Annotated in this window: 12 protein-coding genes and 1 riboswitch; of the genes, 9 read left to right on the top strand and 3 right to left on the bottom strand. The window is 66.8% G+C overall.

Translation table 11 applies throughout. From position 1 onward, the window contains the following. Positions 1–268: 268 nt before the first annotated feature. Positions 269–438, bottom strand: a riboswitch (cobalamin riboswitch). A 338-nt stretch (positions 439–776) separates the two neighbouring features. From ACFWPK_RS27605 to ACFWPK_RS27615, 3 genes are all read left to right on the top strand, one after another. Then, positions 777–1,217 carry a hypothetical protein gene (locus ACFWPK_RS27605; RefSeq protein ID WP_378920600.1) on the top strand — a complete coding sequence of 147 codons (441 nt, stop codon included), beginning with the start codon at positions 777–779 and terminating at the stop codon, positions 1,215–1,217. 142 nt (positions 1,218–1,359) lie between these two features. Beyond that, a complete protein-coding gene (locus ACFWPK_RS27610; protein ID WP_378920602.1) occupies positions 1,360–2,580 on the top strand; it encodes a lipase family protein in 1,221 nt (406 codons plus the stop codon). Positions 2,581–2,631: 51 nt separating this feature from the next. Next, entirely contained in the window at positions 2,632–3,330 is a 699-nt protein-coding gene (locus tag ACFWPK_RS27615; RefSeq protein WP_378920604.1) for a lysoplasmalogenase, read from the top strand. Between the two features lie 9 nt (positions 3,331–3,339). Here ACFWPK_RS27615 and ACFWPK_RS27620 read toward each other — a convergent pair whose 3' ends face one another. Then, positions 3,340–3,969: a TetR/AcrR family transcriptional regulator gene (locus tag ACFWPK_RS27620; protein ID WP_378920606.1), complete on the bottom strand. Its 630-nt coding sequence runs from the start codon at positions 3,967–3,969 to the stop codon at positions 3,340–3,342. A 129-nt stretch (positions 3,970–4,098) separates the two neighbouring features. Next, complete coding sequence (locus ACFWPK_RS27625) at positions 4,099–4,683, bottom strand: TetR/AcrR family transcriptional regulator (protein WP_378920608.1); 585 nt, start codon at positions 4,681–4,683, stop codon at positions 4,099–4,101. A gap of 114 nt (positions 4,684–4,797) precedes the next feature. On the opposite strand from ACFWPK_RS27625, the gene ACFWPK_RS27630 reads away from it, so the two are divergent. The 3 genes from ACFWPK_RS27630 to ACFWPK_RS27640 are packed head-to-tail and all read left to right on the top strand — an operon-like array spanning position 4,798 to position 6,858. Next, a complete protein-coding gene (locus ACFWPK_RS27630; protein WP_378920610.1) occupies positions 4,798–5,613 on the top strand; it encodes an SGNH/GDSL hydrolase family protein in 816 nt (271 codons plus the stop codon). A 27-nt stretch (positions 5,614–5,640) separates the two neighbouring features. Further along, the gene (locus ACFWPK_RS27635; RefSeq protein ID WP_378920612.1) at positions 5,641–6,438 is read left to right on the top strand and encodes an SGNH/GDSL hydrolase family protein; all 798 of its coding nucleotides are present in this window, start codon (positions 5,641–5,643) and stop codon (positions 6,436–6,438) included. A 9-nt stretch (positions 6,439–6,447) separates the two neighbouring features. Continuing rightward, the gene (locus ACFWPK_RS27640; RefSeq protein WP_378920614.1) at positions 6,448–6,858 is read left to right on the top strand and encodes a nuclear transport factor 2 family protein; all 411 of its coding nucleotides are present in this window, start codon (positions 6,448–6,450) and stop codon (positions 6,856–6,858) included. Positions 6,859–6,862: 4 nt separating this feature from the next. Here ACFWPK_RS27640 and ACFWPK_RS27645 read toward each other — a convergent pair whose 3' ends face one another. Then, a complete protein-coding gene (locus tag ACFWPK_RS27645; protein WP_378920616.1) occupies positions 6,863–8,293 on the bottom strand; it encodes an MFS transporter in 1,431 nt (476 codons plus the stop codon). Positions 8,294–8,376: 83 nt separating this feature from the next. On the opposite strand from ACFWPK_RS27645, the gene ACFWPK_RS27650 reads away from it, so the two are divergent. The 3 genes from ACFWPK_RS27650 (at position 8,377) to ACFWPK_RS27660 (ending at position 13,142) form a co-directional block, all read left to right on the top strand. Further along, positions 8,377–9,147: a helix-turn-helix domain-containing protein gene (locus tag ACFWPK_RS27650; protein WP_378920618.1), complete on the top strand. Its 771-nt coding sequence runs from the start codon at positions 8,377–8,379 to the stop codon at positions 9,145–9,147. A 132-nt stretch (positions 9,148–9,279) separates the two neighbouring features. Further along, positions 9,280–11,154 (top strand): TetR/AcrR family transcriptional regulator, encoded by a 1,875-nt coding sequence (locus tag ACFWPK_RS27655; protein WP_378920619.1) that lies wholly within the window; start codon positions 9,280–9,282, stop codon positions 11,152–11,154. Between the two features lie 155 nt (positions 11,155–11,309). Further along, positions 11,310–13,142 (top strand): acyl-CoA dehydrogenase, encoded by a 1,833-nt coding sequence (locus ACFWPK_RS27660; RefSeq protein ID WP_378920621.1) that lies wholly within the window; start codon positions 11,310–11,312, stop codon positions 13,140–13,142.

Consider the following 13,142-nt stretch of genomic DNA (forward strand, 5'->3'; position numbering starts at 1 on the left):
TCATCTCGAGGGTGTCGCGTTCACGGGCGAGCTCGCCCGCCATCGCGGCGGCCAACTCGGGATCGAGCTCACCGAGAGACTGGGTATTCACCGAACTGGCGGTGGTAGCGGACTTGGCCACGATGTGTTCTCCGTCGGATGGCAGAAACGGACGCCACCCTTGTGGCGCACAACGGCGAACCCGTACTCGCACAACGCGATTCGGGAGCATACCGGTGTGCACCCGATCCACGAGGCGACGACCGCCGGACGCGGCGCGCCCGGCACAGCGGCAGGTCTTCGGACTCGCGGGCGCCGACCGGGAACACCCGGACGACCTACTGACCATCGCTTCCCGGACATGCGAGGCCCAGTGCTGTTGATGGTGTTCGTTCCTGCTCACCGCTGCGGGACAGCCCCGGATTCCCACCGGGTTCCCTCTCCACCCCGAAACGCCGCCGTGCGGCGCGAGATGTCGACACCGACGACCGAGCGGGGACTCCCGACATCCAGGCCACCGGCGAACCAGCTGCCCCGACAGAATACGGCACCCACAAAAAGTCACACGACGGGTCCCTCCCGAGAGGCATCACCCGAACCGAGGGTGCGAGCCCCGAACCGACCTCGGCCGCCACCGCCTCGCACCCACCGAAACACGCTTGACCCACTGGAGACCGCGTGCGTACGCGGGGTCCCAAGTGGGACTTGATCATTCGGCGATTCACCTCACTGCACTGCTACCGTTGGGCCGAGGGGAAATGCTATGAACGACTGCAGTTCAAAAGAGTCGAGAAACTGTGAGGCACTTCAGCGGGAAGTCTGTCGCCCGGTACACCGCCGCGTGCATGATTGCTGTCGGGATCGGGGGATGTTCCGCCGATCCGGGCGACGAGATAAGCCACCTGTCGACGTGTGCAGAAATATCCTTCCCCGAGGATGCGGATGTTGTGTGGTATCAGCACGACACCCGTTTCAGAGAGTCGACCTCAGCAGCCGTGGTCGACATTCCGATCGGGTCATTCGGCGAGTTCAAGCGCCTATCCGGATTTGCGGAGTTCGCTCCCGGGGCACCCTCGTCGTGGAAGCCCTACTGGGCCGCAACGGGAATGAACGATCCGCTGACGACTGACGCCGGAAACGAGCACTCGGTCGAGGGTTACCGGGATCCGAGACGATACGTCGTCATCCACGACGGCGGCAACGAGAAACTACGGATCTTCGTTCATACGGACTGCTGATACGTGTTGAAACACGGGGATGGCGGTCAGCGAGCCAGCCGTGTGGCCCGGCCCCTAGATCAGGACTTCCTGCCGCTGGGGTGCAGAATGCACTACGCTCACGGACGCGAACTAGAACAGGTTCTCGGGGTGGGAGGGTGCCATGGAGATCGCTACATTGCGGGCGACGGTGGTCGGTGCGGTTTTCGCGCTGGTGACGGCGTGCGCGGGTTGGGCTGTGGCGGTGCCGCTGCCGGAACAGGATTCGTTCTACGCCGAACCTGCTGGTCTCGCGGAGCTGGCCAACGGGACAGTGCTCGCGTCCCGGGCGGTCGAACCGGCGTCGTTTCTGCAGCCGCTGCCCGCGGAGGCGTGGCAGGTGCAGTACAAGACGATCGACAATCATGGGGCGCCTCGTGCCTACATCGCGACAGTTCTCGTACCGCACGGAGAATGGACTGGAGACGGTCCGCGTCCGCTGCTGTCGTACCAGGTCGCCGAAGACGGTGTCGGGTCGAAATGCGCGCCCTCGTACGCGCTGCGGGGTGGTGGGATCGACGGCGGCCCGAGCAACGCGTATTCCGAGACCGGCGTGATTCGGCTTGCACTGCAACAAGGTTGGGCTCTGGTCGTGCCGGACTATCAGGGGCCTGACTCCGATTTGTTCGGTGCCGAGGGTTATGCCCACGGCGTGCTTGACGGTATTCGCGCCGCCAGGGCGTTCGCGCCCGCGGCTGTCGACCCGGCGGCGCCGATCGGCATGTGGGGATACTCGGGCGGGGCGCAGGCCACCGCTATCGCAGCGCAAGCGCACCGCGCCTACGCCCCGGATCTGCCATTGACCGGCGTGGCGCTGGGCGGGATCGTCGCGGACCTGGAGGCCACCATGACCGGCTTCAACGGCGGAATCGCCGGCGGCGCGGCTGTGGTGGGACTGGTGGGGCTGAACCGGTCCTATCCGGAGGCCGATGTTGCCCAGTACCTCAACGAATCCGGCCGCGCGATGTTGGCCGCGAGCCAAGGCGATTGCCTGCTCAACGCCGCTCTCGCGTATCCCTTTCTCGATGTGGCGGCGCTGGAGGCTTGGCCCGGATCGATCACGAACAACACAGAACTGAGCAAGGTGGTGCGGATGGCCAGTCCCCTGTTCCGCCCGGGCACACCCGCCGTGCCGGTGCTGCTCCATCACGCTGTCGCCGACGAGTTCGCGCCGATCGGTGCGGCTCGGGCGCTGGCCGGGAAATACTGCGCCGCTGGGATTCCGGTGCAACTGGTGGAGAATCCGGTCGGCGAGCACGGGACCGAAGCCGTGGTGGGATTGCCGACGGCCCTGACCTATCTCGCCGACCGATTCGCCGCGAAGCCGGCGGCGAGCACCTGCTGAGCGGGACCGAACGACGGTTCGCTCTGGGCGCTCGGCGGTAGCGTGATCGCCATGAAGAGTCCCTGGATCATCGCTTTCGCCGTGGTGGCGGTGGTCCACCTCGTGCTCAACGGCGCCGGGGCGCAGCCGTGGGAAAGCATCTCCAAGTGCCTGCTCGCTCCCCTGCTCCTCGCCTGGGTCATCGAGCAGAAGGGGCCACGCCTACTGGCGGCAGCGCTGGTGTTCTGCTTCCTCGGTGATCTGCTTCTCGAGTTCGATGACCTGTTCATCGTCGGGATGGCTGCGTTCGCGGTCGCTCACCTGTGCTTCATCCGGTTCTTCGTCTCCCGCGGCGCCATCGGCCGGCTCGCGCGCAAACCCTGGCTGGTTGCTCCTTTCGTCATCGCAGGCATCGCGATGATCGCGTACGGATGGTCCGGCCTCGACGATGCGCTCGAGCCGGTTGTCCCGATCTATGCGGCGCTGCTCGTCGGCACAGCGGTGACCGCACTCGCCACCGACATCCGTGCGGGCATCGGCGGACTGCTGTTCCTGGTCTCCGACGGCATCATCCTGCTCGGTGAAGCGGGCCGGATCGACAAGGACGCCACCGGCACCGGCCTGGCGATCATGGCCACCTACATCGCGGCGATCTTCTTGCTGACCTCCGGCATCCTCGACCGCGAGAAGGTCACCATCGCCGCCGGACCCGGTTTCGACCCGACGGTCCGTACGGACTGCTGGCCGGTCTTCCCCGCCACCAAGACCTAGCGGCTCGCATCAGGGCCGATGACCGTGGAGGGTCAGGGTGTCATCGATGCAGCGAGCGATGAACTCGTCGTCGATCACCTCGTCGCCGACCAGCAACCTGAAATATATCGGCGCGGAAAGTGTTTCGAGGACTCCGCGAGGATTCACCGTCGCAGGTAGTTCACCGCGCTCGACAGCCCTCGCGACCACCTGGGAGCTGCGCTCGAAGCGATCGTTCCAGAACCGGCGGCGCGCGACGTCGACCTCCGGATCCGACGACAGAGCCACGGTGGTCCCCACCAGACGCGCCATTCCCGGACGCGTGATCAGCTCTGATATCTGCTCCGCGAGCACCAGCAGATCCGCCCGGAGCGTGCCGGTGTCCGGCGTGGGGTTACCGACAGCGGCGAGCTCGGTGACAGCCTCGGCGATCAACGCGGTGCGCGTACCCCAACGGCGGTAGACCGTCGTTTCGGCGACACCGGCCCGCGCCGCCACATCACCGATGGTCAAGCCCTCGATGCCGTGCTCGATGACCTGGTCCAGGGTCGCGGCCAGCACCGCTTCGCGCACACGCGCCGAGCGTCCCCCGGTCCGCTTGCGCGGAGCCGTTGGTGTCACCGACTGCTTGTCGCCGGCATCGCGTCCGCTCTGATCCATGGTCCAGTTCTACTCGACGGCCGTGCCGTACACCGAATGCCCGACCGGCGGGTCCGCTACGGCCTGCACAACGAACGACACGAGTTCGGGCGGAGGCGAACTTGCGGTGTCGACGTCGGCGGCGCGCCCCTAAGAGGCGAGCGGTTCGATGAGGGTGCGGGCGAAGTTCGCTGCCGCTTCGCGGTCGTCGCGGTGACCGGGTGTGGACATGTGGCCGAGGAAGGCGTGCTGGAAGCACGCGCCGAGCAGGAGTCCCGCCGCGGCATGAACGTCGGCGTCCGGTCGCAAGCGGCCCTGTTGCTGTTCGGCTCGCAGGTATGCGGCGACTGCCTCGTTGACCTTGTGGGGTCCGGCGCCGAGGCGCACCAACTCCGCCTTGTGGGTCGCCAGCGTCTCCGGATCGGCGAACATCGAGGCGAACAGCGGGAAACCGTTGCCGTAGAAGGCGATTGCCCCTTCGGCGACAGCGGCGAGGTTGCCCACCACGTCTCCGGTGCCGACTTTGTCGCGGAGCACCTCATCGAGCCAGCCGAAGCCGGGTGACCGTTCGCGCATCACCGCGACGAGCAGGTCGGCCTTGTTGGCGAAGTGTTTGTACAGGGTCGCCTCGGTGAACCCGGCGGCCCGCGCCATCTGGCGTGTGGTCACGTTGGCCAGACCCTGCTCGGCCATTACCTCGGCTGCCGCGTCGAGGATCACGTCCCTGGTACCCATCCACTCCTCCTTCAGCACTTGACATGGTCAGTAAACGCTCACTAACGTCATTCAGGCAAGTTAGCGAGTGTTTACTAACCATGGAGTTCCGATGAAACCGCTGGGGTACTCACCATGAAGCGAAAGATCATCGTCTTCGTGTGCCTGCTGCTGGCTGCCGCGCTCACGGGCACCGGCACCGCCGGCTACCTCGCCTTCCTGCGCCCGGCCGACAACCCACCCGCCGCCGCCTGTGCGCCGGCGAGCACATCCGACACCCGACCCATCGTGGTCGCGGCCGGAGCCAGCATGACCAGGGGCACGCTCGGCGCGGACTGGGTGGGCGCACTCCGTACCGATCCCCAGCACCGGGGCCATCAGTTCGTCAACGCGGGCATCAACGGCAACACCACCGCCGACCTGCTCGAGCGGATCGACGCCGACATCGTGGCGTGCCGCCCCGCCGCGGTCACGCTCCTGATCGGTACCAACGACGTCCGCGACGGCCTCCCGCTGGAGCAGTACAGGGAGAACCTGCGCGCGATCGTCGAGCGCGTCAAAACCCGCACCACCGCCCGGATCGCGCTGATGTCCCTGCCGCCACTCGGCGAAGACCTGGACGCACCGATCAACCACACCCTCAGCGGCTACAACGCCGTGATCGAGGAGATCGCGGCCGACACGGGCGTGAACTATCTCCCCCTGCACGAGCGCATGACCGAGGTACTCCGGCAGGTCGCCGCCCCCGGGCCGGAGTACTCCTTCAGTTTCGTCGGCGCCCTCGCCGCGGCGACCCGGCACTACCTGTTCGGACAGAGCTGGGATCAGGTCGCCCGCAACGGCGGCATACGTCTGCTCGTCGACCACATCCACCTGAGTGACCGAGGCGGCGCCATCGTCGCCGATCTCACCTCGACCTGGCTCTCGTCGCTCCCCCGCGATCGCCGCTGAAACACCTCACCACATCAGGAGAACACCATGGCCCTCACCATCACGCTGGTCCCGCTCGCATTGCTCGCCGCGGAGCTGTGCGTCCTCATGTACGTCGCCTTCAGGCGCCCGGCCACCAACGCGCCGAAGAAGTTCCTCGCCAAGGGCCGCCGTCCCGGCTCCCACACCGTCATGGTCGCCTTCGGCGACAGCATCACGCATGCCACCCTCAGCGCCGACTGGGTCGGCGCCCTGCGCGACCGATTCGGCCCCGGCGGGTACGAGTTCGTCAACGCCGGCGTCAACGGCCACACCAGCACCGATCTTCTCCGCAGGCTCGATGAGGTGGTGGCCTGTCGCCCGGACGCCGTGGCGATCATGGTCGGCACCAACGACGTCCGCAACGGGATACCACCGGCGCGGTTCCGCGCCAACCTGGAAACGATCATCGGCAGGCTCCAGACCCACAGCACCGCCCAGATCGCGCTGCTGTCAGCCACGCCCCTGGGCGAGAACCCGGCCGACCCGGCCAACCAGACCCTCACCGACTACAACACCGCCGAGGCGCGCATCGCCGACCGCATGGGCGTCGGTTATCTGCCGGTACACGAGCGGATCGCCGAGCACCTCGGCCGCGGCAACGCCACGCCGAAGTTCGCCTTCAGCTTCGGCCTGGCAATGAAAGTCGCGGTCCAGCACTACGTGTTCCGCCGCTCTTTGGACGACATCTCCGGCGGCAACGGCCTCACGATGCTCACCGACCACATCCACCTCAACGACCGGGCAGGCGCGATCGTGGCCGACCTCGTCGCGAACTGGCTGTCCCGCATCCCCGCCCCGCACTAACGTACTGATATGCATCCCTTCCGAACTGCCGTCGAGACCCGCGACACCGACGCGGTGGAGGCCCTGCTGGCCGACAACGTGGTGTTCACCAGCCCGGTGGCGTTCCAGCCGTATCCGGGCAAGGCCATCACCGCCGCGATCCTGCGCGCCGTCATCCGCGTTTTCGAGGACTTCCGCTACGTCCGCGAAATCGCCGACGGGCCCGACCACGCGTTCGTCTTCGAGGCGACCGTGGACGGCAAGAAGATCACCGGCTGCGACTTCCTGCACTTCGACGACGACGGCCTCATCGACGACTTCATGGTGATGGTCCGTCCGCTCTCGGCCGCCACCGCGCTCGCGGCCCGGATGGGCGAGCAGTTCGAGCAGATCAAAGCCGAAGCGCTTGCCCAGGTCGAGCGCGAGGCGGCAGGCGGGTAACCGACTACGGTGCCGACCGGCGATCGCGCAGCATCGTGGCGATCAGGATCGCTGCCAGGATGACGAGGGCCGCGGCGACGGTGAGCGCGTAGGAGAACGCTTGCGAGGCGGCCTGTTGATGATGGATCGAGTCGCCCAGCTCGTCGTCGCGTCGCGTGGCGAGAGTTACCAGAACGGCCAAACCCACTGCGCCGCCTAGTTGTTGGACGGAGGTGAGGACAGCGGAGCCGATCCCAGCGTTGTCCCCGGTGGTGCCGGTGAGCGCGGCGACGGTCAGGGCGGGCATCACCATCCCGCAGCCGAGGCTGGTGACGAGCAAAGCGGGCAGCACGCCCGGGGCGTAGGCGTCGTGGCCGTCGATGCCCGTCATCAGCAGCAGACCCGCCGCGCTGATCAGCAATCCGGTCACCAGCGCAGCACGCGCACCGAGCAGGTTCACCGCCCGCGACGACAGCCACATCCCGGCGAGGATGCCCGCCCCGAACGGGAGATACGCCAGACCGGCGGTGAACGGCTCGTAGCCGAGGACGGTCTGGATGTGCAGCATCAGCAGGAAGGCCATGGCGTAGAACGCCGCGGAGAACAGCAGCATGGCGGCATTGGCCACCGCACGTGGCCGAAAAGCCAGAAAGGACAACGGAACCAGCGGTTCATCGGTGCGCTTCTGCACCGCGACGAACGCCGCGGCCAGTAGCGCGGCGGCGAGCATCGCCACCGTGGAACCGATTTCACCCCAACCGGTTTCGGCTGCGCGCAACAGTCCGTAGACCAGCAGTACCGGAGCGCCGGTGATGAGCACGGCGCCGGGCAGGTCGATGCGCGTACGACGATCGCTGCTGCTCTCCGCGACCACGTGTGGCAGTAGTACCGAGACCACGACGACGACCGGCACATTGATCAGGAAGATCCATCGCCACGAGGCGAACTCGGTGAGCGCACCGGAGATCACCAATCCCGAGGTGGCACCCACCGCAGCCGTCGCACCCCAGACGCCGATCGCCTTGGCGCGTTCCCGCGCACCCGGATAGAGCAGGGTGAGCAACGCGAGTGCGGCCGGACTCGCCATCGCGGCCCCGGTTCCTTGGATGAATCGGCCCGCCACCAACTGCCACGGTTCCTGCGCGAGCCCACACAACACGCTCGCCACCCCGAAAAGCGCTACGCCACTGAGGAATATCCGACGCCGGCCGAGCAGATCGGCCACCCGTCCGAACAACAACAGAAATCCGCCGAAGGCGAGGATGTAGCCGTTCACGACCCACGCCAAACCGGCGGTGCCGAATCCGAGGTCATCGCGCAGGGTGGGCAGCGCGACACTCACCACGTTGTCGTCGAGATTCAGCATGAACTGGACCAGGCAGAGCATGATCAGCACCGCCCGGCGGCGGGCAACGCCTCCTGGTGAGGCTGATCTCATCGTGGAAATCGAAGTCATCCATCGACGGTAGGTAGCGATATCCATGGCCGCTATACGTCACCGGGCCAGGTAATAGCGTGTTGAGGACATAGCCTGGTGGCATGTCCGCACCTGCTTTCGAACCCGCCCCGCTCGGCGTCGGCGCGATCGTGGTCGGCAGCTTCCCGCTCGCGGCCGGACAGTGGACCCACGAGCACTATCACCCGCAGCACCAGCTGGCCTGGACTCGCACGGGCGTACTGGGAGTCGCGGTGGGAGAGGCGAATTGGGTCGTGCCGCCGACTCGCGCGTTGTGGCTGCCCGCGGGAGTCGTGCACAAGACCGGCGCCAGCCGCGATGCCGTGCTGTGCAGCCTCTATTTCGAACCGGACCGTTGCGACGTGCCATGGACCGAACCCACGGCGGTCCGGGTCGACGGCCTGCTGGCGCACTTGATCGCCCACCTCGCCCAGCAGCAATTGGCCGATGAGCACCGGATACGCGCCGAGGCGGTCGTTCTCGACCTGCTGCAACCGCTGCCTGCCACCCCGATCGACGTGCCTCGTCCCGTCGACGAGCGAGTGCTCGCGGTCGCGGACGCCCTGCTGGAAAACCCGGCCGATCCACGAAGCCTCGAAGCGCACGCCCGGTCCGTCGGTGTCAGCCGACGCACCATGACGCGCTTGTTCGTGCAGGACACCGGGATGAGCTTCGACCGCTGGCGCACCCACGCACGACTCCAGGCCGCACTGCCACTCCTCGCCGACGGCCAGCCCGTCTCCCGCGTCGCACACACCGTCGGATACGCCACGGCCAGCGCATTTCTCGCTGCCTTCCGGCGAACGGTCGGCACCTCGCCGAAGCATTATCTCGGCGGCGATTCCTTCACCTGACCTTGATCCTGCTACTCCAGACGCTAGCGAAGTCTGAATATTGCGGTATCCAAACTGTCGAATCGCGACTACATTCGGGTGAGCGCGTCCACGGCGCGAACCAGAACGACAGAGGCAGAGATCGGGGAATCGGTGGCGAGAATCACGCCGTCAGCAGGTCGCTACGGGGGCCTGACAGCCGACGAACGGCGCACCGAGCGCAGGGATCGGCTGTGCGAGACCGCGCTGGAGACCTTCGGCGCGGGCGCCGGATACCGGCACACCCGCCTGGTGGATCTGTGCCGCGCCACCGGCCTGTCCACCAGGCAGTTCTACCAGGAGTACGACACGCTCGAAGACCTCCTGATCGAGCTGTACCTGCACATCGACGACATGGTCGAACAGCAGGTACTCGGCGAGGCGGGCCGCACCAAGGGCCAACCGCTGACCGACCGATCGGCGGCGATGATCCACGCCTATCTGGCCCCTTTCGCCGATGATCGGCGCCGCGCCAAGATCGCCTTCGTCGAGGTGATCGGCGTCAGCGATCGCCTCGATACCCAGCGGGCGCGGTGCCGCTCACGTCGGCTCGACCTGCTGTGCGACCTGTTCGACGACTTCGCCGCCCGCGGGGAGATCGCGCCGCGCGACTTCCGGCCCACCGCCGCCGCCTTCGCGGGCGCGCTCAGCGGCCAGATGCACGACTGGTCGATGGGGTGGGTCGACACCACCACCGACGAGTTCGCCGAGTCCATGCTGCGCATGCTGCTGGGAATTCTCGGCGCGGCCGACCGGACGACCGAACCGTCGCGTCCCGGGACCGAGGTCACGCGGCCACCGGTGCGCCGCAGGCCACGCAATCGCCGCGCGACCATTCTGCAGGCGGCCACCAGCGCCTTCGCCGAGAACGGCTATCACCGCACGTCCATGGCCGATATCGCCTCGGCGGTCGGGATCACCCACGCCGCGCTGTACCGGCATTTCCGCACCAAGCAGGACCTGCTCGGATCCTGTCTGCGCGAGAGCCTCGACTTGATCATCGACCGGGTCGGCGGCACGCGAGAAAGCGATGCGGCGCTGGCCGAACTGGTCCGGGTCGCCTTGGAGATCCGGGGGCTGACCCGGCTGTGGCAGCTCGAATTCCGCAGCCTGACCGAGGCCGACCGGGTCGGCGTCCTGAGCCGCGCGGTTCGCCTGACCATGCTCATCCGGCAGGGCATCCGGGCCCGCCGACCCGACCTGAGCACCGCGGATCACGAAGCACTCAGCTGGATCGTGCTGTCGGCGGTGACGAGCACGTCCAACCACCGCACCCAGCTGCCCGCGGACCGGTTCGCCCAGGTACTCGGCGGTGTGGTGGATGCCGTCATCGGTATCCCGTTCGGCGGCAGCGAAGCGCTGCCCCTGCTCGACCGCGCCGGTGCCGACGAAGCGAGAATCCAGTCCGCGCACGACCCGCGCGGGGAACAGATGATCATCGCCGCCGCCCGGTTGTTCAGCGAGCGTGGTTTCGGCGCGGTGAGTATCGAGGACATCGGCGCCGCGGTCGGCGTCAGCGGTCCCGCGCTGTATCACCATTTCGCAGGCAAGACCCACCTGCTCACCGAGATCATGGACCGCAACAGCCAGTGGATCGAGATCTTCACCCAGCGTGCTCGCACCGAGGCAAGGGACCCGCAGGCATCGCTACGCCTGGCGTTGCGGTACTACATTCGATTCGCCATCGACCAGACCGACCTGGTGAGCACGGCTTTCAGCGAGATCGGGCACCTGCCCGACGACGCGGCGGCCCGGTATCGCCAGATCCACCGCGAGGGCAATATCGGCTGGGCCCGTCTGTTGCAGACCATCCGTCCCGAGCTGTCGATGGCCACCGCGCGGGTGCTGATCCACACCATCACCACCGTGCTCACCGACACGGTTCTCAACCCGCGACTCGCCCGCCGCGCCGACCTGCCCGACCTGCTGTTCGTCCTCGGCGAACGGATCGCCCTTGCCGAAATACCGCCAGAACTTTGTGATGAGTGACTTGCAGAATTGGTAGAAGCAATCGAGCCAGTTCAAGCGCTATAAATGCCCTTCAAAGCCCCTTATCGGCGCGTTACTTAGTTTGCACGAGCGGATCTGCTGCGACATCATGGCTCCGCGGCATGTGTCGTGCTTCCCGTCGAGAGGTGAGGGCCGTGGGCCACTACAAGAGCAACGTTCGCGATCTGCAGTTCAACCTGTTCGAGGTGTTCGGCCTCGACGCCGTTCTCGATGCGGGCGCCTTCGGTGACCTCGACGGCGATACGGTGCGGACGATGCTGACCGAGGCGGCGCGGCTGGCCGAAGGCCCGGTCGCCGATTCCTTCGCCGAAACCGACCGCACCCCACCGGTGTTCACCCCGCAGACCCACTCCGTCCAGCTGCCCGAACCGTTCAAGAAGTCGGTGCGGGCCTGGCAGGACGCGGGCTGGTGGCGCGTCGCCAAGAGCGAGCAGATCGGTGGCGTGCCCGCGCCGTCGATGCTCGGCTGGGCGATCAGCGAACTGCTACTCGGCGCCCAGCCCGCGGCCTACATGTACCTGACCGGCCCGGGGATGGCCGATATCCTCACGCGCATCGGCACCGAGCAGCAGCAGCGCTGGGCCACCCACATCGTCGAGCGCAACTGGGGCGCGACGATGGTGCTGACCGAACCCGACGCCGGATCCGATGTCGGCGCCGGCCGCACCAAGGCCGTCGAACAGGAAGACGGTTCCTGGCACATCGAGGGTGTCAAGCGGTTCATCACCTCCGCCGACTCCGACGACCTGTTCGAGAACATCGTCCACGTCGTGCTGGCCCGCCCCGAGGGTGCTCGACCGGGCACCAAGGGCCTGAGTCTGTTCATCGTCCCCAAGTACCACTTCGATGATCACACCGGCGAACTCGGCGAGCGCAACGGTGTCCTGGTCACCAATGTCGAGCACAAGATGGGCTTGAAGGCCTCGGCGACCTGCGAACTGACCTTCGGCGGCGACGGTGGGCCCGCCGTCGGATACCTCGTCGGCGAGATCCACAACGGCATCGCGCAGATGTTCGAGGTGATCGAGGAAGCGCGAATGATGGTGGGTACCAAGGCCATCGCCACGTTGTCCACCGGCTATCTCAATGCCCTCGAGTACGCGAAATCCCGGATTCAGGGTTCCGACCTGGCGCAGGGTGCGGACAAGGCGGCGCCCAAGGTGAGCATCATCCACCACGCCGATGTCCGCCGGTCGCTGATGATGCAGAAGGCTTACGCCGAGGGCCTGCGCTCGATCTACCTCTACACTGCGGGCCATCAGGACCCGTCGGTCGCCCGCCACCTCTCCGGCGCCGACGAGAACATCGCGGCCCGCGTCAACGATCTGCTGCTGCCGATCGTCAAGGGCGTCGGCTCCGAACGCGCCTACCAGTACCTCACCGAATCGCTGCAGACCTTCGGCGGATCCGGGTTTCTGCAGGACTATCCGATCGAGCAGTACATCCGCGACGCCAAGATCGACTCTCTCTACGAGGGCACCACCGCCATCCAGGCGCAGGATTTCTTCTTCCGCAAGATCGCCCGCGATCGCGGCGTGGCGCTGACCCATCTGCTCGATCAGGTGCGCGCCACCGCCCACTCCCATGCCGACGGTGGACGGCTCAAGGGCGAGAAGATCCTGCTCGCCCACGCACTCGAGGATGTGCAGGAGATCGCGGGCGACCTCACCACACACCTGCTCGCCGCGGCCGAACAGCCGTCCGAGCTCTACCGGATCGGCCTCAACGCGGTCCGATTCCTGCTCGTCGTCGGCGACCTGCTGGTGGCATGGCGTCTGCTCGTCGCCGCCGAAATCGCCTTGGCCGCACTCGATGCCGACGAGACCACCGACGCCGCCTTCTACCGGGGCAAGATCATCGTCGCGTCGTTCTTCGCGACCACCGTTCTGCCGCACCTGACCGCGGAGCGAGCCGTCATCTCCGGCACCGACCTCGCCGTGATGGATCTCGACGAAGCGGGGTTCTGA

Origin of the sequence: Nocardia sp. NPDC058519, from assembly GCF_042719755.1 — a bacterium.
GTDB lineage: Bacteria > Actinomycetota > Actinomycetes > Mycobacteriales > Mycobacteriaceae > Nocardia.

Excerpts from the sequence above, each read along its gene's own strand:
- ACFWPK_RS27610 (WP_378920602.1), top strand. The coding sequence starts at position 1,360 with ATGGAGATCGCTACATTGCGGGCGACGGTGGTCGGTGCGGTTTTCGCG.
- ACFWPK_RS27615 (WP_378920604.1), top strand. The coding sequence starts at position 2,632 with ATGAAGAGTCCCTGGATCATCGCTTTCGCCGTGGTGGCGGTGGTCCAC.
- ACFWPK_RS27620 (WP_378920606.1), bottom strand. The coding sequence starts at position 3,969 with ATGGATCAGAGCGGACGCGATGCCGGCGACAAGCAGTCGGTGACACCA.
- ACFWPK_RS27625 (WP_378920608.1), bottom strand. The coding sequence starts at position 4,683 with ATGGGTACCAGGGACGTGATCCTCGACGCGGCAGCCGAGGTAATGGCC.
- ACFWPK_RS27630 (WP_378920610.1), top strand. The coding sequence starts at position 4,798 with ATGAAGCGAAAGATCATCGTCTTCGTGTGCCTGCTGCTGGCTGCCGCG.
- ACFWPK_RS27635 (WP_378920612.1), top strand. The coding sequence starts at position 5,641 with ATGGCCCTCACCATCACGCTGGTCCCGCTCGCATTGCTCGCCGCGGAG.
- ACFWPK_RS27640 (WP_378920614.1), top strand. The coding sequence starts at position 6,448 with ATGCATCCCTTCCGAACTGCCGTCGAGACCCGCGACACCGACGCGGTG.
- ACFWPK_RS27645 (WP_378920616.1), bottom strand. The coding sequence starts at position 8,293 with ATGACTTCGATTTCCACGATGAGATCAGCCTCACCAGGAGGCGTTGCC.
- ACFWPK_RS27650 (WP_378920618.1), top strand. The coding sequence starts at position 8,377 with ATGTCCGCACCTGCTTTCGAACCCGCCCCGCTCGGCGTCGGCGCGATC.